Genomic DNA, 23,515 nt, shown 5'->3' on the forward strand with positions numbered 1-23,515 from the left:
AACAGGCTCGTAATTATTAAATTCTCAAATTACTCTTGCTTTATATTTTCGAAATCCTTTTCTTTGCGTTCGTAAAAGTTCTTTAATATTCTTATCCAGAAAGACGGAGGGACAGGCCCTGTGAAGTCTTAGCAACCTTAATGATCTTGCATTAAAAGGTGCTAATTCCTGTGACACGTAAATTGTTGTCATGAAGATAAGCTAGTAGAAATTCAATTCGATATTTTTCCTCCACCTTTTCTTCCTGAACACACATTTAAACAGTCATAGATAAAATCGACTTTTAACTTATTTACCTGCTATTTGTTCTGGCATCAGAATTCAGCCTTTTACATTTTATTTATCGCTGAAAAAATAATATGAGCACAAAAATTAAATTAGGTTTATTTGGATTTGGCTGTGTGGGCCAGGGTTTGTACAATGTGTTAAACCAAACTGAGGGTATCAAAGCGGAGATTGTAAAAATCTGTATCAAAAACCCAAACAAAAAAAGAAGCTTATCTGCAGATTACTTCACTCTTGAAAAAGATGAAATTCTTTTCAATGAAGATATTAATGTAGTTGTTGAGATGATTGATGATGCAGAGGCTGCGTTTCAAATTGTAAAAACGGCCTTACAAAATGGAAAGGCTGTAGTTTCAGCAAATAAAAAAATGATTGCCGATCATTTTGACGAGCTTTATCAATTACAAAAACAATACAATGCCCCGTTATTGTACGAAGCATCTGCTTGTGCAAGTATTCCAATCATCAGAAATCTGGAAGAATATTATGACAATGACCTTTTAGGCGCAGTTGAAGGCATTTTCAACGGTTCTACGAATTATATTCTTACCAAAATTTTTAAAGACAACATTGATTTTGATACCGCTTTAAAACAGGCGCAAGAAATTGGCTTTGCTGAAACAGACCCTACTCTTGATGTTGAGGCGTATGATCCTAAATATAAACTATGCATTATTTTAGCTCATACATTCGGTCTTTTCGTTAAGCCTGAAGAAGTATTTAACTACGGAATTCAAAACTTGTCGACTTTTGACATCCAATATGCAAATGAAAAAGGTTACAAGATCAAACTAATAGCTTTTTGCCGTAAGGTGGATAATAAAATCGTTGCAGGTGTTTTACCTCGTTTTATTAAACCTGATAATAAGCTCTACAATATCGAAAATGAGTACAATGGTATTTTGGTTGAGAGTGCATTTACTGAATCACAATTCTTTGCTGGTAAAGGCGCGGGAAGTAACCCAACAGGATCTGCAGTGCTTTCTGATATTTCAGCACTAACCTATAGCTACAAATACGAGTACAAAAAGCATAACCGTGGAGCTAAGGTTGAACTTACCGATGATTTTTCTATTGATCTATATGTTCGCTATTCAACGGCTAACCCTATTGATACAAAATTGTTCACCAACATTAAAGAGTCATATGCCAATCATGAGTCGGCTTACATTGTTGGGAGCATTAATTTTGCTGCTTTGCGTCAATCAGATTTAATCAAACGAAAAGACATTAACCTGATTGTAGCAGCCGACACAAAATTTGAAAAACTTCAAAATAGTATACAAAGTTTGGAGGAAGAAACCGTAGCTCTGTAATTTAGAAAGTTTTATAAATAAGAAAATGCCTGTTGAACTTTTTTGTTACACGGGCATTTTTATTTATATTCATCTCTCTAACAATATTTTACGCTAACTCTAACACTAATTAATAATGGAAGCAACAGCAGAATTAATCAAGGCTATTGAAACCAATGAAAAAACAACTGTTGAACGTTTAATTAGCTTAAGCCCCGAACTCGCCAATTCGACACTATCATCCGGCTTATCAACTTTATTACTAGCTTCCTACTACCGTCATCAGGAAATGATCGACCTGCTTCTAAAAAACCGCGATCAAATTGATCTTCATGAAGCTTCAGCAATAGGCCAAACCAGCTTAGTAGATGAGTTACTTGAATGCAACCCTTTTTCAGTGAATTCATACTCTGTTGATGGATTTACCCCATTGGGCTACGCCTGCTACTTTGATCATTATGATACTGCCAAATTATTGATTGAATGTGGAGCAAATGTAAATCAACCTTCTAATAATGATTTTAAGGTGGCTCCTATTCATTCAGCTGTTGCATGCGGAAGTTTTGACATTACCAAACTTCTTATTGATAATCATGCAAATGTAAATGCGGTACAGGTACGTGGTGTTACCCCCTTACATACGGCAGCTCATAATGGGAATCAGCTGTTAGTAGCAATTCTTTTAAAGGCCGGAGCCGACAAAAATTTACGTATGGAGGATGGCAGAACACCTTTAGAAATGGCGCTTGAAAAAAAATACACAGAATTGGAAACGTTTCTGGCTTAACTACATTTCCCAAATATTACTTTTCCTCTTTTGCTTTAGATATAATCTTACATCGAGCACCAATGCTGCCAAAAGATAAAAGATTATAGGGAACCCTACTGCAATAAACGAGGAGTAAATAAAAAATAATCGAAGCTTGGAAGTGGAAATATTAAATCGTTCGGCTAAATAATTACAAACGCCGAAAGATCGATGTTCAAAAAAACAAATTATTCGTTGTAGCATTTCTTTAATAGTTTTACTCCGATAGCGCAATTTAAACATTTTTTCTTATCGCAATAAGTTGATTTTAAATGAATGAGGGCTTGAGAATCAGCCGCACTTTTGCTTTTAATTCCAGCCAGAGCAAATTGCTTAACAATAAGATTTTGCTCTGTTTTGATATTTTCCAGCAACATTAATGCCTTAATTGCAAGCTGTTCATCCCCCAATTTTTTGCCATAAATAAACAAGAACGGAATAACGGCATTAATCAATATAACAGCTATCGATTCTTTTCCCAATATTTTCTCTTTGGCAAACGATGATTTTCCAAACAGATAATGTTGCTGCCAATAACTTGCTGTTTCAACCTTAAATAAACTTTCTAATTGCTTAAGATCCTCGCTTTCAATAATCTTTGAAAACAAATGACTCGATTTAAAAACCAGCATAGCAAATTGTGAGATACGAATAGTAGGAAAATTAGTTGGTCTTAATCGCAAGAACTTCCATAAATAACCATCAATTGGCTTTAATGAATACTTCGATCTTAAAAAATCATACTCTATTTTCATGGAAGAATAATATTCATCGTTCAAATCATCATTTAAAAACCCTCCTTGACCGAACAATAATGCTTCGAGTTGCAGATAATTGTGTTTGTGCTTTGCCAAAACCAATGATTGCAATGATCGGGCTAAAAGCAGAAAAGGTTCAGCATTTACATGGAATCCAAAACTTCGTGCCAATATCCGGTAAAATGTTTCTTCCCAGTTTTGGGTTGTCAGGTTTAACTCTGCTTCAATAATTGCTGTTTTCTCTTCCAAACGTTCAATCACGAGCCGCTGCAACCAATTATTCAAGGTAAACTCATCAATCGATTTAATTAAAGATGCACATGGTAGTTCATTTTCGTTTTGCAATAAACGTTGATATTGATTTAAAAGCTCAGGTTTAATGTAATTCGATAAATCTAAAGTTGGAATGTTATACCCTGCTGTACTCTTAATTTGTTCATCATTTATATGAACCACATGAAGAATTACATTATCATAAGACTTATCGGCCGAATGCAGATGCTTATGCCAATCAGAGGCACGACGATGAATTTCAACATTACCAGCCCAAATTGTATCACCAATTTTTATCCGGGAGTTAAAAAAATCAGGACCTGCATGAGTATTATGCACCCCAGCATTTATAATTTCAACCAATTCTCCGGTAGTTGTTCGCAAATTACCAATCTGAAATAGTTTATACTTCCAGATAAAATGTAAAAGTTCTTCTGTCATAGATAGGGTGTTAACTAAAGTTAATAATCATTATTAAAAGAAATAAATGGTAGCTCTTATTTATCTTCAACTCTCCTATCTTTGAGTTTAACACTCCCAATTATGCAAAGACCCTTAAAAACAGAGTACAACCCGTATTATCAGCATTATATTGATTTAGCTCCGGAAGAAGATTTCAAAACTACGTTTCAGTTAAACTTTGAAGAGACCATTGAATTTTTTGAATCCATTTCAGCAGAAAAGCATGACTACCGCTATGCTGAAGGGAAATGGTCGGTAAAGGAAGTATTGATGCACATTATCGATACAGAAAGAGTTATGGCATACCGGGCATTTGTGGCTACACGATTAGATAACGTTACTCCATTACCCAGTTTTGACGAAGATTCATACGCCAATAATGTAAAGGTTGATAACAGAACTTTGGCTGAACTTGTAGAAGAGTTTAAGACAGTCAGGAAATCGACTCAAACAATTTATAGCCACATTACCGAAGAGCAAAGTATGTTTGAGGCAAATGCGGTTACTCACCCAATTACTGCTAGGGCGTTAGGGTTTATAATGATCGGCCACATTCGCCATCATATTAATGTGATAAAGGAGAGGTATTTATAAACAAAAAACCTGCATTATTAGCATAGTGCAGGTTTTTTATCGTTTCAAATGAGAATATTATCCCAGGTATTTATCCAATAAAACATCCATTTCGTCACGCAGTTTCTTCGCTTCCGAACGGGCCTTTTCAGCAAAATCTTCTCCGTTTGAGGCATAAATAATACCTCTAGAAGAATTTACCAGTAATCCACAAGTGGCATTCATCCCAAATTGAGCTACTTCTTGTAAACTTCCTCCCTGTGCACCAACTCCGGGTACTAATAAAAAATTATCGGGTGCTAACTTTCGAATTATTTCCAGTTCGCTCGCTCTTGTTGCTCCCACTACAAACATCAATCTATCGGCATTTGCCCATGTATGCGCCTGCTTAATTACTTTTTCATAAAGACGCTCATCACCATCCAATAATGAAAATTGAAAATCTTTGCTGCCATTATTTGAGGTTAGTGCTAACAAAATAACCCATTTATCTTCAAAACCTAAGAAAGGGCTTACGCTGTCGACACCCATATACGGAGCAACTGTAACAGAATCGAAATCAAACCCAGACTCTTTCTTGTTAAAGAAAGCTCGTGCATACATTTCGGAGGTATTACCTATATCACCACGTTTTGCATCTGCAATGGTAAAAATATCAGATGGAATAAGTTCCATAGTTTGTTCAAGATCTTGCCAACCCTTTACACCACGGCTTTCATAAAATGCAGTATTGGGTTTAAAAGAAACACAGTATTCAGCGGTTGCTTCAATTATCTGCTTATTGAACTCTACTACGGGATTATCCAGTTTTAATAAGTGTTTCGGAAGCTTTGTTATATCCGTATCAAGTCCTACACACAAAAAAGACCTTTTCTTCAGAATGTTTTCAAAAAGCTGTTGCTTAGTCATTTTAAAAAATTTGGACAAATTTAGGATATTTTTTAGTTTAGGTTGGCTAACCAATAATCGTTTTGAAAGACGTTGATAAAAGGAAATTATGTGGCACAAACCAAGTTATTAAGCCGAATTAAAAAAGTTCAAACAAATCACACAAAAAATTTGATTAATAAAATTTAATAGCTACTATTGCAATGTTATCTCTTTCTTAACTCTATTTGAGAGAAAAAAATCAACAACTTTTCTGATAAAATTCAAATATCAAAATTCATACTACTATTTACTTTTAGTTATATTCCTATCACAACAAAACAATCTAAACTGATTCCTAATTTTTTTTTATATTGATGTACGACATTATTGAACTGAACGACAAGCTTGTTTCGGAGCTTAGAGAAATTGCTAAAGGGCTTGAAATTCCTGATTATGACGAATTAAGGAAGCAGGAGTTAATTTACCGTATTCTTGACACTCAGGCTATTTCAGGCATCAGCACCAATGAATCTTCACCAGAAGAGTTTACTGTCTCTGATGTTGATACAGATGGAGACGAGCCAATTTTTGATGATGATTCACTTAAAGAAGTTTCCAAACGCAAACGCATTACCCGAAAAGTTTCAAAAGAACCTGAGAAAGTAGTTTACAGTGGAAAACCTGCAAACGAAACAGAGCCAGAAACTGCACCTACCGAAACTCCTTCAGCTGCTACTACTCCGAAAGAAGAACTACAAGTCGAAAACAGAACTCTAACTCCACGTCGTCGTACTGAACAAACTAACGAAAGAAGTCCTCGCCAGGAACGTCAGCCTTCTAACCAACCATTGCAAAGAACAAGTACTGAATCATCAGCTTTGTCAACTGTTGATTTTGAAAACGTTATTGTAAATGAGGGCGTTTTAGAAATTATGCCTGATGGGTATGGATTCTTGCGTTCTGCCGATTATAACTATTTAACTTCTCCTGATGATATTTATGTATCTCAGTCACAAATAAAATTATTTGGTTTAAAAACTGGTGACACCGTTCGTGGTAGCATCCGTCCCCCAAAAGAAGGTGAAAAATATTTCCCATTGGTTCGCGTTGAGTCAATCAATGGACGTGTACCAGCTGAAGTTCGTGACCGTGTTCCATTTGATTATCTAACTCCACTTTTCCCTTACGAGCGATTGAACCTATTTACTAATACTGGTAACCATTCTACTCGTATTATGGACATGTTCACTCCTATTGGTAAAGGACAACGCGGTATGATTGTGGCACAGCCTAAAACTGGTAAAACCTCATTACTTAAAGATGTTGCCAATGCAATTGCGGCCAACCACCCTGAAGTTTACCTGATCATTTTATTGATTGATGAACGTCCGGAAGAGGTTACTGATATGGCCCGCAACGTTAGAGCAGAGGTAATTTCATCAACTTTTGATGAACCAGCTGAACGACACGTTAAAATTGCCAATATTGTTTTGGAAAAAGCAAAACGTATGGTTGAGTGTGGTCATGATGTGGTTATTCTACTCGATTCAATTACCCGTTTAGCTCGGGCTTACAACACTGTTCAGCCTGCTTCAGGTAAAATTTTATCAGGTGGTGTAGATGCTAACGCATTACACAAACCTAAACGTTTCTTTGGTGCTGCCCGCAAAATTGAAAATGGGGGTTCATTAACCATCTTAGCAACAGCATTGATTGATACAGGATCTAAAATGGACGAGGTAATTTTTGAGGAATTTAAAGGTACAGGTAACATGGAGCTTCAATTAGATCGTAAGCTTTCGAACAAACGTGTTTACCCTGCTATTGATCTTACCGCCTCAAGTACTCGTCGTGAGGATCTGTTATTAGATAAAGATATGCTTCAACGTATCTGGATTTTACGTAATCACTTAGCCGATATGACTTCGCAAGAGGCCATGGAATTCATGCTATCGCGCATAAAAGGAACGAAATCAAATGAAGAGTTCCTTGTATCAATGAACGGATAAGTAACCGAAGTTTAGAAATGAGATAAAGAGACATAAGGTTAAGAATGGAAACATTCAAAATCTTATGTCTCTTTTCTTAAATCTGTCTCTATTAATGAAAAAACACATTCCAAATTTTATTACTTGCCTAAATCTTTTTTGCGGGTGTATAGCAGCTGTTTACGCTGTTAACGCAACTGAAATTACGGATTTAAGAATAGTAACTTACCTAATGCTGTTAGCCGCTTTTTTTGACTTTATTGATGGTTTTGCAGCCCGATTGTTAAATGCGCCTTCAGCAATTGGAAAAGATCTTGATTCATTGGCTGATATGGTAAGTTTCGGATTTGTCCCAGGTACCATTTTATATACCATTCTAAAACTCTCGTTATTACCCGAATATGATTACCTGGCCTATGCCGGATACATTGTTACAGTATTTTCAGCACTCCGATTAGCAAAGTTTAACAACGACGAACGCCAATCAGATATGTTTATTGGAGTGCCTACACCAATAAACGCTCTTTTTATTGGTTCACTGGCATTTATCCTGGATAGTTACCCTATCATAAACTGGGTGGTACAAAATCCTCCTTATTTTATCTTTATGCTAATAATTGTTCAGAGTTACTTGTTAGTTTCTGAGTTACCTTTAATAGCACTTAAATTCAAGTCGTTTAACTGGAACTCAAATAAACTTCGGTATATTTTGATCATCTCTTCGGTGGTATTCATCATTTTATTTAAATTTGCCGCCGTTCCCTTGATACTATTTGTTTACATATTGTTATCACTGGTTCAATATAAACTTTCATCATAAACGTTGTTAATTGATTATCTGTTAACAACCTCAAATTAAATTAACTATAACTCATGAAATTTATTGCTGAAATCGACGTAATGCCTCTAAAGGAAATCCTTGACCCTCAGGGAAAAGCTGTAACCGGAAGTATGAAAAACTTAGGTTTAAGTGAAATTCATAATGTACGTATCGGAAAGCACATTACTTTAGAAATTGATGCTGAAACAGAAGCCGCAGCCAAAGAAAAAGTTGATTTAGCTTGTCAAAAATTATTGGCAAACTTAATTATGGAGCAATACCATTTCACTTTGCATCAAGCTTAACTGATAAAGACATCAGATATAGATTAAAACCATTAAATGTATACTTTAATGGTTAAGATAACATGCCGATATAAAATGACTATATCGGCATGTTTCTTTATAGCTATTCCTTTCTTCTTACTTCCAACGAATCAATACACAGCACTAATAATTCGCTGATTGTTTTTTTTAAAACAGGATGAACTACATCGGAAGCAATGTCATTTAGTGGAATGAGAGCGAATTTTCGATGCTGTAATTGCGGATGTGGTATGGTTAATCGTTGAGAGTTAACAATTTCATCACCCAACAGCAGAATATCAATATCTATCACTCGTGCTCCCCAATGTTCAATACGTTGTCGCCCCAAATCAAGCTCAATTTGTAGTATATCTGTTAAAATATTGATAGGTTCGGTTTTATAAGGTTTAATTTTTACAGCCTGATTCAAAAAATCTGGTTGGTCAGTCTTTCCCCATGCAGCTGTTTCATAAGTAAACGACAAATCCTCAATAGTTCCTACCTTTTCTCTCAACATGCTGATGGCATTAGCCAGGTTTTCTTCTCTATTGCCTAAATTCCCTCCCAATAAAACGTATAAATCATTCATTCAATCAATGTTAAATATAAAATACAGAGCAATTTTAATAATAATTTATTTAGTATACTTGTGTAACTGATTGTATAAAACTAACATCAACCTACTTAAATTTGACTTTAAAAATATATACGCTTTTATTTTAGATAGTACGCTATGGCTCAATTCTTTAAATTTGTTTTTGCTTCTATGCTGGGTACCTTTCTTACCCTTGTAATAGCTTGTATCTTGCTTGTTTCAATCATTGTCGGAATTGTAAATTCTGCCAGCAAAGAAAAAAATGTCCAAGTGAGTGACAATTCAATCTTAATGCTCAATTTCGATTACGAAATTCCTGAACGTACACCTTCTGACCCCTTCGCTGATTATAATTATAATGATTTGCAAAGCAAGAACACTGTAGGTTTAAATGATATACTTAGCGGAATCAAAAAAGCTAAGGACGATCCTAAAATCAGTGGTATTTATATCAACACTTCATCAGTAGGGGGAGGATTTGCCACCACCGAAGAAATTAGAAATGCTTTGCTTGATTTTAAAGAATCGAAAAAATTCATTGTCGCTTACAGCGAATACTACACACAAAAAGGATATTATATCGCCTCAACCGCCGATAAAATTTATTTGAACCCAGTTGGTGAAATTGAATTTAAAGGCTTCGGAAGTCAAATTATGTTCTTGAAAGGTGCTTTGGAAAAATTAGAGATCGAACCTCAGGTTATTAAGGTTGGAACCTATAAAAGCGCTGTTGAGCCTTTGTTATTAGACAAAATGAGTGATGCCAATCGTTTGCAAACCACCTCATTCTTAGGCTCTATGTACACACATTTTCTTACAAGAATTGGCCAATCTCGTAATATACAATCTGATTCATTGCGAACCATCGCTAACAAATTATTGATCCAAAAAGCCGATGATGCCATAAAATATAACTTAGCTGACGATTTAAAATATAAAGACGAGGTAATTACTGATTTAAAAGCACGTACTGACACTAAACCTGAAGATGATTTAAATGTAATTACACTCAAAAAATATAAAAGTGCTGATATAGAAATTAAAGAAGATTTACCAAACGATCGTGTTGCCATTGTGTATGCTTCAGGGGAAATTAATGGTGGTGAAGGCGATGATAACTCCATTGGATCTGAACGTATTTCGAGGGCTATCCGGGAAGTAAGGGAAGATAAAAAGGTGAAAGCCATTGTATTTCGTGTTAATTCTCCTGGTGGAAGTGCTTTAGCATCTGATGTGATTTGGAGGGAAATTGCTTTAGCGAAGAAAGTTAAGCCGGTTGTAGTATCTATGGGCGACTATGCTGCTTCGGGAGGATATTACATTTCTTGTGCAGCTACAAAGATATATGCTGAACCTAATACCATTACAGGTTCGATTGGTGTTTTTGGTGTTATTCCAAATGCCCAAAAATTCTTTAACAACAAATTAGGAGTTACTTTTGATGGTGTAAAAACAGGAGAATACGCCGATATGGGAACAATTAGTCGGCCATTAACCGAATCGGAACGAGTAATTTTACAACAACAGGTTAACAATACTTACGGAACATTTACAAAAAAAGTGGCCGATGGACGTAAAAAAACTGCAATCGGAGTTGACAGCATTGGACAAGGAAGAGTTTGGAGTGGTATTGAAGCTCTTGAAATAGGATTAATTGATAAACTTGGCGGGTTAAATGAAGCCATTATCGACGCGGCCAAACTTGCCAATACTAAAAATTACCGTATAGTTAGTTACCCATCGCAGAAATCTATTTTGGATAGTTTTCTCGGTAATGTTACCGATGACATTCAAACCTCTATTCTGAAAAAAGAACTGGGAGAAGAGTACAAGATTTATCAACAAATTAAAAAGATCTCCAAGCTTAACGGAATTCAGGCTCGCTTACCGTTCGAAATTTCAATTAATTAAAATAATCTATAACTCTAAATCAACAAGTCGCTCATGAAACGCACAGCAACTGCTATTTGGAAAGGATCAGGCAAAGAAGGCCAAGGAGTCCTTTCAACTCAAAGTTCCGTTTTAAATAATACTCAGTATTCATTTAACAGTAGGTTTGCCGAAGGTATAGGCACTAATCCAGAAGAATTAGTGGCAGCAGCACATGCAGGTTGTTTTAGTATGAAATTAAGCTTTTCATTGAACGAAGCAGGATTTACCGCCGAAGAAATCCATACCGACTGTGCAATTTCATTTGAAAATGGCGCAATTGTAGAAAGTCATTTAACTCTAAGAGCTAAAGTTCCTGGCATCGATGCCGGTAAATTTGCCGAATGTGCGGAAGATGCAGAGAAAAACTGCCCGATTTCTAAACTATTAAATACGAAAATTACTTTAGACGCTCAATTGGTTTAAAATAAGATTGACTCCAATAAAATTTGATGGCCAGAAGTTTCTGGCCATTTCTGTTTTCAATCTTTTGTAGTCATTCAGAAATAGTCTTGATCTTAAACATCGGGTTCATGCTTTAGTTTTAGGAATTAATCTATTTTTGCTATATGGAAAACAAGATGATAGCCCGGACATTCCGTCTTCTTTCACAATTGATGGAACTTCAGGAAGAAAACGCCTTTAAAATAAAATCAATTGCCAATGCCGCTTTCAAAATTGATAAATCAGCTGTAAAAATTAGTGATCTCAATCTGGAGCAGCTTGAAAAAGTGGATGGAATAGGCAAAAGCATCGCTATAAAAGTTGATGAACTAAATCGTACGGGTACTATTGATGAACTAGCAAAATTACTAGCCATTACCCCTACTGGAATTGTTGATATGCTTACGATAAAAGGTTTGGGACCTAAAAAAGTTCAGATAATATGGAAACAACTTAATATTGAAAGCATTGGAGAACTTTATTACGCTTGTAATGAAAATCGTTTAATTGAAGCAAAAGGTTTTGGATTAAAAACTCAGGAAGAAATTAAAAAGGTTATTGAGTTTACCATGTCAAATGTGGGTAAATTGCTTTATTCACAGGCCGAAATCTTAAATGATGGAATTATCACATTTTTAGAAACCATTCCGCAGGTAACTCAAGTAGTTCCAGTCGGTCAATTTGCCCGTAAATGTGATATTATCGATAATCTCATTTTGGTGGTAGAAACTATTAATCCCGCCCAAGTTGTTTCAGCTTTGCAAACAAATGATAATTTTTCAGGCAATACGACCGAAAATGACCATTGGGTTGGAACTTTTAATCATTTCTCAGTTGAATTAAAGTTCACCACTAAGGCAGATTTTGCATGGAATACATTTTTATTAACCGGCAGTGAAGCTCATTTAAATGAAGTAGCATCAATAACATCTTTAGAGTCGCTCAAATCTTATTCAAACGAAAATGAAATTTATCAGGCCTTAAACTGGCCATACATAGTTCCCGAGTTACGAGAAGATTGGAATCTGGATAAATTAAAAACAATCGATCAGGATAATCTAATAAAACTCGAAGACATTAAAGGCACTATTCATAATCATAGTACCTATAGCGACGGTATCCATACCTTGAAAGAAATGGCTGTTTACTGCAAACAATTAGGTTATGAATATCTTGGCATCTGCGATCACTCAAAATCAGCATTTTATGCAAATGGTTTAACCGAAGATCGATTACTGTTACAGCATCAGGAAATAGATAAACTAAATCAGGAATTAGCCCCCTTTCGTATTTTTAAAGGTATTGAATCGGATATTTTGTACGATGGCTCCTTAGATTATTCAGACGAGGTATTAGCAAGTTTTGATTTGGTAGTTGCCTCGGTTCACTCATTGTTAAAAATGACCAAAGAAAAAGCCAATGAACGCTTATTAAAGGCTATCGAAAATCCATTTACAACTGTGCTTGGCCACCCTACTGGCCGATTATTACTTGCGCGTGAAGGCTACCCAATTGATCACCAGTTAATAATTGATGCATGTGCAGCTAACAATGTGATAATTGAGCTCAATGCAAATCCCCTACGATTAGATTTAGATTGGCGCTGGATTGATTACGCACTAAGTAAAAATGTAATGATTTCCATTAACCCAGATGCTCACCGTAAAGAAGGTTATCATGATATGAAATATGGTGTAAATGTGGCTCGAAAAGGAGGGTTAACCAAAAATATGTGCTTTAATGCCTTATCAGCAGTGGAAATTGCCGAAAAATTTGTAGCAAAAAAATCGCTAATTAAAGCTTTATAATTAGAGATGATTTTCATAGAATCAGCTGTTCTTTAGCAATTGCAAATCATATAAACGAGTTAGCACTTAATCATTGATGAAAACACTATACCTGATTAGACATGCAAAGTCTGATAAATCGATTTCTAATGTATCAGATTTTGACCGTCCATTGAATGAGCGAGGAATAAAAGATGCACCATCAATGGGTAAAATACTGGCAAAAAAAATTACACAACCAGAATTGATCATTTCCAGTCCTGCCCTGCGGGCCATTACTACGGCCAAATTATTTGCCGAGCAACTTGATTACCCAGAAGAACGAATTCGTTTGTGTAATGAAATTTATGAAGCTAGTGTCTCCACTTTGCTAAAATTAGTTAATGAACTCGGGGATGAAACCAGTATTGTAATTATGTTTGGTCATAATCCTGGATTAACAGACTTCTTCAATTATCTAACTGACAACGACTTGCTTAATTTGCCTACTTGTGGTATTGTAAAAATCGATTTTGATTTAGAGAGCTGGACATTGATAAGTCATGGATCTGGGGAATCTACTTATATTGATTATCCTAAGAATAACTATTAAAAAAATAAGCCCTAATCCAACGGGCGTTGGTATTAGGGCTTCGACCAATTTATCAATAAACCTTAGGGTTGAGGAACAAATACATTACGACGACTCGAATATGTTTCGTCGTGTTGGCTAAGATCAAGGCCAATATTCTCATTCTCAGCATCTACACGTAAGCCAATTAAAGCATTCGCGATTTTAAAAATTACCCATGAAACACAGAAGCTGTAAACAACTACAATTAACAGTGCAATCAGATGCTTGTTAAATAAATCAATGCCACCATAAAACAAACCGTTAGCACCTGCAGGGTTAATAGTCTTATTGGCAAAAACTCCGGTCAACAACATACCCACAATACCTCCTAATCCATGACAAGGAAATACATCCAAAGTATCATCAATAGATGTTTTTGATTTCCAGTGAACAGCCAGATTTGAAATAATGCTGGTAACTGCTCCAATAAAGATACTTGGGCCAATGGCTACAAATCCGGCTCCTGGAGTTATGGCTACCAACCCTACCACTGCTCCGATGCAGGCTCCCAAGGCAGAAGGTTTCCGGCCTCGGGCAGCATCGAAGAAAATCCAACTTAACGCAGCTGAAGCAGAAGCAACAGCGGTGGTGGCAAAAGCATACACAGCCAGTGATGATGCCGATAATGCGGAACCGGCATTAAATCCAAACCAACCGAACCACAACATTCCGGTTCCAAGTATTACATAAGGTATATTAGCTGGAAAAATACTGTTACCCTTTAAGAGATCCTGACGGGGCTTTAATACTAATGCACCTGCTAAAGCCGCGCATCCGGCAGAAATATGCACCACAGTTCCACCCGCGAAATCAAGAACTCCCATTTTAAACAAAAAGCCTTCAGGATGCCATGTCCAATGAGCTAATGGAGCATAAACAAGCAGGCTGAACAAAATCATCACGACTAAATAGCCGGCAAATTTTATACGTTCGGCAACTGCACCCACAACGATAGCAGGAGTAATAACCGCAAATTTTAATTGAAAAACAGCGAAAAGAAGCAATGGAATTGTTGGAGCGAGTTTCCATGGCCCACTACTAAAAACATTGTTAAACATGAAAAATGTTTTCGGGTTTCCAATAAACCCACCTATATCATCGCCAAAAGCCAGACTAAAACCTACTACTACCCAAAGCACGGTTATTACGCCTAAAGCAATAAAACTTGACAACATTGTTGAAATAATGTTCTTTTTATTAACCATACCACCGTAAAAAAAGGCTAAACCTGGAGTCATAAAGAAAACCAAGGCAGATGCGGTTAAAATCCAGGCAACATCAGCAGGAACAATAGAAGATTTATCAGCAGTATCTCCAGAAATTGGAGCAAACAGACCAACTACAGAAATCAGTAGAAGAATTGTTAAAAAGAAGGACCATTTTTTCGACATAACCATTTTATTTCTGTTTTGCTCCGTAAAAATAGTACAAAATTTCATTTTTTAAGAAAAAACAAAATAAAAATTCAAAAAAATTTAAGAAAACTTTATAAAATGGAATAAATTTTCCCTGGAAGCTGCTTAACCAAAGCGTTAAACTCAAGATTTAGAAGTATTTTAGAAATATTACTTGAAGAAAATCGACTTTTAATAAGTAAATCATCAATAGAAATAGTGTTTTCAGAATTAATTAGCTCCAAAACAATTTTTTCTTCATCATTTAGATCATAAAACAATTCCCGCATTCCTTTTCTATTTATCTTTTCACTATTCCATCCCATAAAAAACTCAAAATCCTTGGCTGAAGTGATCAATTGAGCGCTGTTACTTTTTATTAAATGATTGCATCCTACAGAAAACTCATCAAAAGCCCGGCCTGGAACTGCAAATACATCCCTGTTATAACTATTGGCAATATCGGCAGTTATTAATGCCCCTCCTTTCTCCCCGGCTTCCACCACTACAGTTGCATCACACATCCCGGCTACAATTCGATTACGTTTAGGAAAGTTTTCCCGATCGGGTTTTGACTGAGATATAAACTCAGTAATTAAAGCACCATTTTGAATCATTTTAGATGCAACTGATCGATGCGCTGCCGGATAAATCTTATCCAAACCATGAGCTAACACACCAATTGTGGCTAATTCATGTTTTAAAGCTACCTTATGAGCAATTATATCAATACCATAAGCCAATCCGCTTACGATAATCGGATTATGATGCTGAAGATCTTCAATAAACTTGCGGGTGAATTCTTTTCCGTAATCGGAGGCATTGCGTGTACCAACAATACTGATTACTTTTTGTTGATTAAAGTCGCAATTGCCCTTAGTATATAGTAAAATGGGAGCGTCATCGCAATTTTTTAGTCGTTTGGGATATTGCGAAGAAGTGAAAAAATAAGTGTTAATTTTAAACTTACTGATAAACTCTAGTTCTTCTTCTGCTCTTCTTAAATGGGAGGCATTGTGTATGGCATTGGCGACCTTGTTCCCTATACCAGGAATTTTAACAAGAGAAGATATCTTTGATTTAAAAATTTCTTCTTCGGAGCCGCAATAACTCAGGAGATTTCGGCCATTAACATTTCCAACACCAGGAACTAATGTTAAAGCAATTTGATGTAATAATGACAAGGTAGAATATGTTTATGCATATGGAATATGCAAAACATATTTGGTTTCAAAAAATTCTTCTTCAAAAAAATCTGAGATCGGAAATTGCACTACTTGCCTTTCAATTTCTGCTATTTCTTCTTCCAGATCACCACCCTTTAAATACAGAATACCATTAGCAAAATCGTTCTTAGGTTCTTTTAGAAATTTACCATTAACCCAAGGGCAAAAATTACTCAGACGAGTAACAGCTCTTGATACCACAAAATCATATTTATCCTTAATGGTTTCGGCCCGAGCGTGCTCTGCTTTAACGTTTTTCAGTCCTAAAGCTTTTGCCACTTCAGTTACTACCTTTATTTTTTTTCCAATTGAATCAACTAAGTGAAACGATACCTCTGGAAATAAAATGGCAAGTGGTATACCCGGAAAACCTCCTCCAGTTCCAATATCCAATACTTTGGAGCCTGGCTTAAAAGACATCACTTTAGCAATTGCCAGCGAATGAAGTACGTGCCGCTCATAAAGTTCTTCCACATCTTTGCGAGAAATAACATTAATTTTCTCATTCCAATCTGAATACAACTCATACAGTTGAGCTAATTGCGCTTTCTGTGGTTCTGTAAGTTCAGGAAAATATTTAAGGATGATTTCCACTAGATAGTATTTTTCGTATTTCTAAGTGTATTAAAAAGAAGATCACGGGCACGTAGCAATTGAGCTTTTACAGTTCCTAAAGGAAGATCTAACTCACGCGCAATTTCTTCATAAGAGTATTCTTCGAAATAACGCAAAATAACCAATCGCTTATAACGCACAGGTAAGCCTTCTACCACGGTTTTTAACAATGCGGCCTTTTGCTTACGAATAATACTTTCTTCGGGAGTTGGAGTATAACCAGCCACATCGAAACTTTTGCCCGAATCTTCATCCTCATCCATTGGCTCGTCAATCGACAAGGTGGCTATACGTTTCTTTTTTAAGAAATCGATACAGTTATTGGTTGCGATCTTAAACAACCATGTACTAAAGGCGAATGTTGGCTGATATTTATCGAGATTTCGAAATGCTTTGGCAAATGTTTCAATAGTCAGATCATTAGCATCTTCCTTATTGTTTACCATTTTAAGTAACATAAAATAAATCGAATCTCGGTAACGCGACATTAAAGATCCATAAGCCTTCTGATCGCCTCCCATTGCCTGTTTTACTAAATTTAGATCATTAACCGCATTACTTGAAAAGTTCGGGTTTACTTCCATCTTACTTTACTTGCTGAAGGTTTTACCAGCGATATTAACGCCAGATACAAATTATACACAAAATCATACAAAAAAGAGAAGAACCATAAATCATGTACTTGCAGCTTTTTCATGGCTTTTTTGTAGGTAATTGTTAAGCATATTAAATATAGCAGTAAAACCCCAAGAATTAGTTGGTGATTAACCTTTAATATTAAACTTGCAATTACTACACCATAAAAAATCAACGTTGTTATGGTTCTGATGGAAAGCATTATTTTATGATAAGGCTTGTATAGTTTACCTACACTCATGTGACGACGTTTTTGACGCCAAAAGTCACTAAAGTTGCGCTTAGGTTCACTTAACATTGAAGCCTCTTCAGAAATTTCAATACGAGTATTTACTGCATTTGCGTGAGCATTTACAAACAGATCATCATCACCTGATGGTAAGTGCATATGTGAAGCAAATCCTTTATTTTTAAAGAATAACTCTTTACGATAAGAAAGATTACGTCCTACACCCATGTATGGCTTGCCTGCAATTGCAAAAGAAAAATAGTTTAAGGCCGTCATGAATGTTTCGAAACGGATAAACTTATTTAAAAACCCAGATTGGCGTGCATAAGGTGAATACCCTAACACAATCTCGGTTTGTCCGTTATAATTTTCCATCATTTTGGAAATCCAACGGTTGCTGTTAGGCAAGCAATCAGCATCGGTTAAAAGCAACAGTTCATGTTTTGAGGCCTTTATACCCAATGTAAGTGCGAATTTTTTTCCATGCTTATACTTATCATCCTCTTCAAGATGAACAATTCGAAGGTTTTTGTATTTAAGCTGGAATTCTTCTAATATATCTTTAGAATTATCGTATGAACAATCATTTACAACCACTACTTCAAAATCAGGGTAATCCTGCTCTAAAATAGCTGGTAAATTTTTTTGAAGGTTTTCAGATTCATTTCGAGCACAGATTATAATACTTACCGGCCCTTTTGAAGCAACAGTTTCTTCCGGCCCCACTTCATTAAACGCAAACTTATTATACAATAAGAACAAATACGCACAATTAATGATAAAGCTAACTGCTAAAACCGACATTAAAATGATTGACAACGGCGTAAATTCTACTGGCATGGTTTAGAAAAAAATTATCGGCAAAGAAAACATTTTTAATTATCTATTTAAGCATTGTTGATAAAATAATAATCACAAGGCTACTAAACAGAACTTCCTATATTTGCGGGTTCATAAAACCCATCTGAAATGGATTTTAATTAATGCCATAAAGTTCGATAAGATACTTTAAGATGGGTAATTAACAAATAAACTTTTATAAAAACATAAATGAAGTTTGAACTAATAGCAACTGATAGCAGTTCAAGTGCTCGGGCTGGTTTAATGCAAACCGATCATGGTACCATTGAAACTCCTATTTTCATGCCTGTAGGCACTGCCGGAACAGTGAAAGCTGTTCATCAAAGAGAATTAAAAGATGATATTCAAGCCCAGATCATTTTAGGAAATACTTACCATTTATACCTACGCCCAGGTTTAGATACTATTCAGAAAGCCGGTGGTTTACATAAATTCAACGGTTGGGAACGCCCTATATTAACTGATAGCGGAGGTTACCAGGTTTATTCTTTATCTGATATACGAAAGATAAAAGAAGATGGAGCTACTTTTCAGTCGCATATTGATGGATCAAAGCATTTATTTACTCCTGAAAATGTAATGGACATCCAGCGTGTAATTGGTGCCGATATTATCATGGCATTTGACGAGTGTACTCCTTATCCATGTGATTATACCTATGCTCGCAAGTCGATGGAGATGACTCATAGGTGGTTAAAGCGTTGCTGTGATCGCTTCGATAGCACTGAAGGTTTATACGGCTATAATCAAACCCTTTTTCCAATTGTTCAAGGTAGTACTTATAAAGATCTGCGTATACGTTCGGCCGAAACTATTGCATCTTTTGAACGTGAGGGCAATGCCATAGGTGGTTTATCGGTTGGTGAACCAGCACCCGAAATGTATGAAATGACTGAGGTAGTGACCAACATTTTGCCAAAAAGCAAACCAAGGTATTTAATGGGTGTAGGTACACCAATGAACATACTAGAGTGTATTGCTTTAGGGATCGATATGTTTGACTGTGTAATGCCTACACGTAATGCTCGCAACGGAATGTTGTTTACAAAACATGGTATCATCAATATCAAGAATGAAAAGTGGAAAAACGATTTTTCTCCGATTGATGAAACCAGTGATTTATACGCTGATCAGGTTTATACCAAAGCCTATCTGAGACATCTATTGCAATCAAAAGAGATATTAGGGGCTCAAATTGCTTCTTTACATAATTTGCATTTTTATTTATGGTTGGTTAAGGAAGCTCGTAAGCATATTATTCAAGGTGATTTTATTCAATGGAAGAATAATATGGTTGTGGATATGGCAAAAAGATTATAAATTTGAATATTCAAATACTGAATCAACTAGTTTCAATATTTGAATATTCAATATATGAATACAGAATTTGATTTTAGTTATTTAAAAGTTGCTAGGGAGCAATTAGGATTAACGCAAAAAGAGGCTGCTAATGCCTCAGGAATAAGCCAAAGGGATATTTCTCAGCTCGAATCTGGGCTTAAGAAGTTCTTTCCTTTGGCTTATATTCTTTTTTTGAATGTTAATGGAGTAAATTTGAATATTCTGTTTTCGAATACTTTGAATATTCAAAATTTGATACCCAATCGTTTGGGCAAAATCCGTTCTATTGATGCTGAATCAATTCAATTTAATTATTCAATATTCAAAATAGTGCGAGAACGGGCCGGTTTTACTCAAAAACAGGCTTCAGAACGTTCAGGGCTTTCTCAACGTGATATTTCGCAATTGGAAGCAGGTTTAAAGAAATTCATTCCTTTCCAGTTTATTCAATACCTGAGCCTGATAAAAGCCGATTTAAACGAAGTATTCAAGTATGAATCTACGGCTATATCTCCTATTCGTACTAATTCAACTATCAGCCCAACCACCCCGAAAAAGCCTGATTTTTCAACTCAAAATAGAGCCCCTGAGAATCGAATATTTGACAATCAGCTGACCATTGATACGGATTATTCAAGGCTAAAAGCCTCTGAAATTTCACCTGAAATAACGCTTAAAGTAGATGGTGTAAGTATTAAATCTAGCAATGAATTAACAGCTCCAACTATTGATTTTAAACCGGAGCCAAAAGAACCTTCAAAACCAGCCGTAAACCCTTCAACAGAAAAGACACCTCTCCCTTCTTCTACCAGGAAAACAGTTGCCGGTAATGGAATAGCATTGGTGAAAACAATCGGAGGTAAAAGCTATATAGATCAAATAGATCAAGCCTCTTATATTAACTCTTTACCCGTGGTATCTATTCCAGGACTTGAAACAGGGATGTTCAGAGCCTTTGAGATCAGTGGAAGAGAAATGGAGCCACTATTTTTTGAAGGAGATATCGCACTTGGCTTGAAAACAGATGATTTACAAACTATCAAGAATAACCGACTATATATTATCGTTAGTGAAAAAAGAATAATAATAAGACGAATTATCAATTGTATTAAAGCGTCAAATGAATTAATTCTTTTAACCGACAACGAATCAGTAGCTAATGAAGTAATAAAAGCTGATTCTATTAAAGAAGCGTGGGAGTTTAGCGTAAAAATTACATCATCTGTTGATCAGCTTAAAAACAGCTTTAATGAGCTCTATTTTCAGCTTTTGAAAATTCAGAAGGACCTGGATCTGATAAAAAGTAAACTATAATGCCGTGTAACGGATAATCATCTGAAATCGTGATTTGCAATTCAGTATTTACTCTTAAATTTGCCATTCGCCAAAAATCTGTTTGCTTTTGAAAAATTTGATCCAAAAACTTAAGAAACTCCTGAATATTACCCAACTGGATGAATTTATTATCAAAAAATTCTTAACCACTTTTTTTTTCGGGTTAACTATTTTTATCATCATAATTGTCATTTTCGACATTTCTGAAAAGCTGGATAATTTTTTAAAGAGCACAGCAACCATGCATGAGATTGTGGTCAACTATTACCTCAATTTCACTTTGTTTTATGTAAGCATGCTAAGTCCATTGGTTATTTTTTTGGCAGTAATATTTTTTACTGCTAAAATGGCCAACAACACGGAAATAGTACCCATTTTAAGTAGTGGTGTAAGTTATTTCCGTTTCCTCTACCCTTACTTTATCACTGGGGCATTTTTAGCAGTACTTAGTTTTGTTGCCAACGCTTATATTATTCCACCTTCAACCCGAGCTAAACTCGATTTCGAGCATAGATACATTGATACCAAATATGAGTTTAAAGGTCAGAATAAGCATTTTAAACTTGATAACACCACCTACGCTTATATTCAGAGCTATAGTATCAAAGAAAATAGTGGATATAAGTTTTCCTTAGAAAAGTTTAAAGGTGACTCGTTATACTACAAGTTAGTTGCATATAAAATTTCGTGGGATAGCCTTAAAAAAGTATGGAAGATTGAAAATTACACCATACGGCATACAAACGGGCTTCAAGAAAGAATGGAATCAGGTTCTACGATAAACATGAAACTAAATTTGAGCCCTCGTGATTTTGAAAAACAGGATGACGATCGTGGATCAATGACTCTTCCTCAGTTAAACAAACAAATAAAGTTAGAAGCAATAAGAGGTACAGGTAATATTTCACGATACGAGATGGACCGTTGGAGAATCATTACCACACCGGTTTCAGTTTTTATCCTGGTTGTAATAGCAGTAACTTTATCCTCTAAAAAAGTACGAGGAGGCGTGGGTTTACCATTAGGAATTGGTATCGGATGCTCCTTTGCTTATATTTTATTAATGCAATTCGCATTGATCTTCTCAACCAAAGGAGGAATGCCTCCATTTATTGCGGCATGGATTCCACATATAGTTTTTGGCTCACTAGCCGTATATCTTTATAAAATTGCACCGAAATAATAATTTATTCAGACTTCATCTAACAGTTCTTATTTGGGGTTTTACTGCCATTTTAGGAAAGCTAATTTCCGTATCAGCTTTAACATTAGTTTGGTACAGGGTAATCATTGCTGCCATAGCATTGTTTATCTTTTTAAAGCTTAAAAAAAGCAGCTTTAGAGTAAGCAAACTAGATTTGTTTCAATTGATTGGCATTGGCCTATTAGTTACAATCCATTGGATTTGCTTCTTTCATTCCATTAAAATTTCAACAGTGTCGGTAGCGCTGGTGTGCTTATCCTCTCAAACCTTATTTACAGGGATTCTGGAACCTTTATTTACCAGAAGCCGAATTTCCAAACTCGATATTCTTACCGGAATACTGATCGTCATTGGTATAACATGTATTTTCCATTTTGAAAGCAAATATACCTGGGGAATTATTACAGGCTTGACAGCCTCATTATTAGCCTGTTTGTTTAATATATTTAATGCGAAGCTGGTTAAACGGGAAGATCCGGTGTTAATCAGTTTTTATGAACTTGGTGGCGGCTGGCTGGCTCTCACACTATTTCTTGCTGTTTCAGGGCACTTTAGTAATATTCAAAACTTGGTATTAACCCCATCAGACGTTATTTACCTGCTAACATTAGGCATTATTTGTACTGCAGTGGCTTATGTTGTAGGCATTGCTGTTATGAAAGAGCTTACTGCTTATACAGTAGCCCTGGTTACCAACTTAGAACCTGTTTACGGAGTTATACTGGCCTTAATCATCTTTAAAGACAGTGAGAAAATGACAACTGGGTTTTACATTGGCGCTGCCATTGTAATTCTTTCAGTGGCTCTATATCCTCTCGCTAAACGAAAAAGCCAATCTTATAAACAAGTAACTGGGTAATCTGCATATT

At 35.7% G+C, this 23,515-nt stretch carries 23 protein-coding genes and 1 riboswitch; of the genes, 14 read left to right on the plus strand and 9 right to left on the minus strand.

The window, feature by feature from the left end; translation table 11 throughout:
- Positions 1 to 88: 88 nt before the first annotated feature.
- A riboswitch (SAM riboswitch) is annotated at positions 89 to 203 on the plus strand.
- A 156-nt stretch (positions 204 to 359) separates the two neighbouring features.
- Together NF867_RS00790 and NF867_RS00795 are read left to right on the plus strand one after the other, a co-directional pair.
- Entirely contained in the window at positions 360 to 1,601 is a 1,242-nt protein-coding gene (locus NF867_RS00790) for a homoserine dehydrogenase (protein ID WP_252585617.1), read from the plus strand.
- A 115-nt stretch (positions 1,602 to 1,716) separates the two neighbouring features.
- Positions 1,717 to 2,367 carry an ankyrin repeat domain-containing protein gene (locus tag NF867_RS00795; RefSeq protein WP_252585618.1) on the plus strand — a complete coding sequence of 217 codons (651 nt, stop codon included), beginning with the start codon at positions 1,717 to 1,719 and terminating at the stop codon, positions 2,365 to 2,367.
- Here NF867_RS00795 and NF867_RS00800 read toward each other — a convergent pair whose 3' ends face one another.
- Together NF867_RS00800 and NF867_RS00805 are read right to left on the minus strand one after the other, a co-directional pair.
- Positions 2,368 to 2,592, minus strand: coding sequence for a PspC domain-containing protein (locus NF867_RS00800; RefSeq protein WP_252585620.1), 225 nt, complete (start codon positions 2,590 to 2,592; stop codon positions 2,368 to 2,370).
- Positions 2,577 to 3,860: a DUF2851 family protein gene (locus NF867_RS00805; protein WP_252585623.1), complete on the minus strand. Its 1,284-nt coding sequence runs from the start codon at positions 3,858 to 3,860 to the stop codon at positions 2,577 to 2,579. Before NF867_RS00805 ends, NF867_RS00800 begins: the two co-directional genes overlap by 16 nt.
- A gap of 102 nt (positions 3,861 to 3,962) precedes the next feature.
- On the opposite strand from NF867_RS00805, the gene NF867_RS00810 reads away from it, so the two are divergent.
- The gene (locus NF867_RS00810; protein ID WP_252585624.1) at positions 3,963 to 4,475 is read left to right on the plus strand and encodes a DinB family protein; all 513 of its coding nucleotides are present in this window, start codon (positions 3,963 to 3,965) and stop codon (positions 4,473 to 4,475) included.
- 57 nt (positions 4,476 to 4,532) lie between these two features.
- Here the strand turns inward: NF867_RS00810 and pyrF are convergent, their stop codons facing one another.
- Entirely contained in the window at positions 4,533 to 5,363 is an 831-nt protein-coding gene (gene pyrF / locus NF867_RS00815) for an orotidine-5'-phosphate decarboxylase (protein WP_252585625.1), read from the minus strand.
- Between the two features lie 335 nt (positions 5,364 to 5,698).
- Between pyrF and rho the strand changes: the two genes are divergently transcribed.
- The 3 genes from rho to purS all read left to right on the plus strand — a co-directional run bounded on the left by rho (position 5,699) and on the right by purS (position 8,437).
- Complete coding sequence (gene rho, locus NF867_RS00820; protein ID WP_252585626.1) at positions 5,699 to 7,333, plus strand: transcription termination factor Rho; 1,635 nt, start codon at positions 5,699 to 5,701, stop codon at positions 7,331 to 7,333.
- Positions 7,334 to 7,427: 94 nt separating this feature from the next.
- Positions 7,428 to 8,132, plus strand: coding sequence for a CDP-alcohol phosphatidyltransferase family protein (locus NF867_RS00825; protein ID WP_252585629.1), 705 nt, complete (start codon positions 7,428 to 7,430; stop codon positions 8,130 to 8,132).
- 53 nt (positions 8,133 to 8,185) lie between these two features.
- Positions 8,186 to 8,437 (plus strand): phosphoribosylformylglycinamidine synthase subunit PurS, encoded by a 252-nt coding sequence (gene purS / locus NF867_RS00830; protein ID WP_103789504.1) that lies wholly within the window; start codon positions 8,186 to 8,188, stop codon positions 8,435 to 8,437.
- A gap of 103 nt (positions 8,438 to 8,540) precedes the next feature.
- Here purS and folK read toward each other — a convergent pair whose 3' ends face one another.
- Entirely contained in the window at positions 8,541 to 9,026 is a 486-nt protein-coding gene (folK, locus tag NF867_RS00835) for a 2-amino-4-hydroxy-6-hydroxymethyldihydropteridine diphosphokinase (protein WP_252585630.1), read from the minus strand.
- A gap of 144 nt (positions 9,027 to 9,170) precedes the next feature.
- Here folK and sppA point away from each other — a divergent pair, with 144 nt between their 5' ends.
- The 4 genes from sppA (at position 9,171) to NF867_RS00855 (ending at position 13,784) form a co-directional block, all read left to right on the plus strand.
- Positions 9,171 to 10,943, plus strand: a complete 1,773-nt coding sequence (gene sppA, locus NF867_RS00840; RefSeq protein ID WP_252585632.1) for a signal peptide peptidase SppA — start codon at positions 9,171 to 9,173, stop codon at positions 10,941 to 10,943.
- Positions 10,944 to 10,976: 33 nt separating this feature from the next.
- Positions 10,977 to 11,387: an OsmC family protein gene (locus NF867_RS00845; RefSeq protein WP_252585634.1), complete on the plus strand. Its 411-nt coding sequence runs from the start codon at positions 10,977 to 10,979 to the stop codon at positions 11,385 to 11,387.
- 143 nt (positions 11,388 to 11,530) lie between these two features.
- Positions 11,531 to 13,213: a DNA polymerase/3'-5' exonuclease PolX gene (locus NF867_RS00850; RefSeq protein ID WP_252585635.1), complete on the plus strand. Its 1,683-nt coding sequence runs from the start codon at positions 11,531 to 11,533 to the stop codon at positions 13,211 to 13,213.
- Between the two features lie 76 nt (positions 13,214 to 13,289).
- Positions 13,290 to 13,784, plus strand: coding sequence for a SixA phosphatase family protein (locus NF867_RS00855; protein WP_252585637.1), 495 nt, complete (start codon positions 13,290 to 13,292; stop codon positions 13,782 to 13,784).
- Positions 13,785 to 13,846: 62 nt separating this feature from the next.
- Here the strand turns inward: NF867_RS00855 and NF867_RS00860 are convergent, their stop codons facing one another.
- The 5 genes from NF867_RS00860 to NF867_RS00880 all read right to left on the minus strand — a co-directional run bounded on the left by NF867_RS00860 (position 13,847) and on the right by NF867_RS00880 (position 18,745).
- Positions 13,847 to 15,196 carry an ammonium transporter gene (locus NF867_RS00860; protein ID WP_252585741.1) on the minus strand — a complete coding sequence of 450 codons (1,350 nt, stop codon included), beginning with the start codon at positions 15,194 to 15,196 and terminating at the stop codon, positions 13,847 to 13,849.
- A 95-nt stretch (positions 15,197 to 15,291) separates the two neighbouring features.
- Positions 15,292 to 16,383 carry a DNA-processing protein DprA gene (dprA, locus tag NF867_RS00865; RefSeq protein ID WP_252585639.1) on the minus strand — a complete coding sequence of 364 codons (1,092 nt, stop codon included), beginning with the start codon at positions 16,381 to 16,383 and terminating at the stop codon, positions 15,292 to 15,294.
- Between the two features lie 12 nt (positions 16,384 to 16,395).
- Positions 16,396 to 17,019: a 16S rRNA (guanine(527)-N(7))-methyltransferase RsmG gene (rsmG, locus tag NF867_RS00870; protein WP_252585640.1), complete on the minus strand. Its 624-nt coding sequence runs from the start codon at positions 17,017 to 17,019 to the stop codon at positions 16,396 to 16,398.
- Positions 17,019 to 17,624 carry an RNA polymerase sigma factor gene (locus NF867_RS00875; protein WP_252585642.1) on the minus strand — a complete coding sequence of 202 codons (606 nt, stop codon included), beginning with the start codon at positions 17,622 to 17,624 and terminating at the stop codon, positions 17,019 to 17,021. Before NF867_RS00875 ends, rsmG begins: the two co-directional genes overlap by 1 nt.
- Positions 17,615 to 18,745 carry a glycosyltransferase gene (locus NF867_RS00880; protein WP_252585643.1) on the minus strand — a complete coding sequence of 377 codons (1,131 nt, stop codon included), beginning with the start codon at positions 18,743 to 18,745 and terminating at the stop codon, positions 17,615 to 17,617. Before NF867_RS00880 ends, NF867_RS00875 begins: the two co-directional genes overlap by 10 nt.
- Positions 18,746 to 18,955: 210 nt before the next feature.
- On the opposite strand from NF867_RS00880, the gene tgt reads away from it, so the two are divergent.
- The 4 genes from tgt (at position 18,956) to NF867_RS00900 (ending at position 23,505) form a co-directional block, all read left to right on the plus strand.
- Positions 18,956 to 20,086 carry a tRNA guanosine(34) transglycosylase Tgt gene (tgt, locus tag NF867_RS00885; protein WP_252585645.1) on the plus strand — a complete coding sequence of 377 codons (1,131 nt, stop codon included), beginning with the start codon at positions 18,956 to 18,958 and terminating at the stop codon, positions 20,084 to 20,086.
- 54 nt (positions 20,087 to 20,140) lie between these two features.
- Positions 20,141 to 21,421 (plus strand): XRE family transcriptional regulator, encoded by a 1,281-nt coding sequence (locus NF867_RS00890; RefSeq protein ID WP_252585646.1) that lies wholly within the window; start codon positions 20,141 to 20,143, stop codon positions 21,419 to 21,421.
- 88 nt (positions 21,422 to 21,509) lie between these two features.
- On the plus strand, positions 21,510 to 22,625 hold the full coding sequence (locus tag NF867_RS00895; RefSeq protein ID WP_252585647.1) for an LptF/LptG family permease: 1,116 nt from the start codon (positions 21,510 to 21,512) through the stop codon (positions 22,623 to 22,625).
- Positions 22,612 to 23,505, plus strand: a complete 894-nt coding sequence (locus NF867_RS00900; protein ID WP_252585648.1) for a DMT family transporter — start codon at positions 22,612 to 22,614, stop codon at positions 23,503 to 23,505. Before NF867_RS00895 ends, NF867_RS00900 begins: the two co-directional genes overlap by 14 nt.
- The last annotated feature ends 10 nt before the right edge of the window (positions 23,506 to 23,515 follow it).

This window comes from Solitalea agri, assembly GCF_023914155.1.
Classification (GTDB): Bacteria; Bacteroidota; Bacteroidia; order Sphingobacteriales; family Sphingobacteriaceae; genus Solitalea; species Solitalea agri.

What these genes read in the sequence shown, in the direction of transcription:
- NF867_RS00795 (WP_252585618.1), top strand. Translation starts at nt 1,717, where the DNA reads ATGGAAGCAACAGCAGAATTAATCAAGGCTATTGAAACCAATGAAAAA.
- NF867_RS00790 (WP_252585617.1), top strand. Translation starts at nt 360, where the DNA reads ATGAGCACAAAAATTAAATTAGGTTTATTTGGATTTGGCTGTGTGGGC.
- folK (WP_252585630.1), bottom strand. Translation starts at nt 9,026, where the DNA reads ATGAATGATTTATACGTTTTATTGGGAGGGAATTTAGGCAATAGAGAA.
- NF867_RS00850 (WP_252585635.1), top strand. Translation starts at nt 11,531, where the DNA reads ATGGAAAACAAGATGATAGCCCGGACATTCCGTCTTCTTTCACAATTG.
- NF867_RS00880 (WP_252585643.1), bottom strand. Translation starts at nt 18,745, where the DNA reads ATGCCAGTAGAATTTACGCCGTTGTCAATCATTTTAATGTCGGTTTTA.
- NF867_RS00845 (WP_252585634.1), top strand. Translation starts at nt 10,977, where the DNA reads ATGAAACGCACAGCAACTGCTATTTGGAAAGGATCAGGCAAAGAAGGC.
- rho (WP_252585626.1), top strand. Translation starts at nt 5,699, where the DNA reads ATGTACGACATTATTGAACTGAACGACAAGCTTGTTTCGGAGCTTAGA.
- NF867_RS00875 (WP_252585642.1), bottom strand. Translation starts at nt 17,624, where the DNA reads ATGGAAGTAAACCCGAACTTTTCAAGTAATGCGGTTAATGATCTAAAT.
- pyrF (WP_252585625.1), bottom strand. Translation starts at nt 5,363, where the DNA reads ATGACTAAGCAACAGCTTTTTGAAAACATTCTGAAGAAAAGGTCTTTT.
- NF867_RS00860 (WP_252585741.1), bottom strand. Translation starts at nt 15,196, where the DNA reads ATGTCGAAAAAATGGTCCTTCTTTTTAACAATTCTTCTACTGATTTCT.
- purS (WP_103789504.1), top strand. Translation starts at nt 8,186, where the DNA reads ATGAAATTTATTGCTGAAATCGACGTAATGCCTCTAAAGGAAATCCTT.
- NF867_RS00800 (WP_252585620.1), bottom strand. Translation starts at nt 2,592, where the DNA reads ATGCTACAACGAATAATTTGTTTTTTTGAACATCGATCTTTCGGCGTT.
- NF867_RS00855 (WP_252585637.1), top strand. Translation starts at nt 13,290, where the DNA reads ATGAAAACACTATACCTGATTAGACATGCAAAGTCTGATAAATCGATT.
- tgt (WP_252585645.1), top strand. Translation starts at nt 18,956, where the DNA reads ATGAAGTTTGAACTAATAGCAACTGATAGCAGTTCAAGTGCTCGGGCT.
- NF867_RS00805 (WP_252585623.1), bottom strand. Translation starts at nt 3,860, where the DNA reads ATGACAGAAGAACTTTTACATTTTATCTGGAAGTATAAACTATTTCAG.
- sppA (WP_252585632.1), top strand. Translation starts at nt 9,171, where the DNA reads ATGGCTCAATTCTTTAAATTTGTTTTTGCTTCTATGCTGGGTACCTTT.
- NF867_RS00825 (WP_252585629.1), top strand. Translation starts at nt 7,428, where the DNA reads ATGAAAAAACACATTCCAAATTTTATTACTTGCCTAAATCTTTTTTGC.
- NF867_RS00890 (WP_252585646.1), top strand. Translation starts at nt 20,141, where the DNA reads ATGAATACAGAATTTGATTTTAGTTATTTAAAAGTTGCTAGGGAGCAA.
- NF867_RS00810 (WP_252585624.1), top strand. Translation starts at nt 3,963, where the DNA reads ATGCAAAGACCCTTAAAAACAGAGTACAACCCGTATTATCAGCATTAT.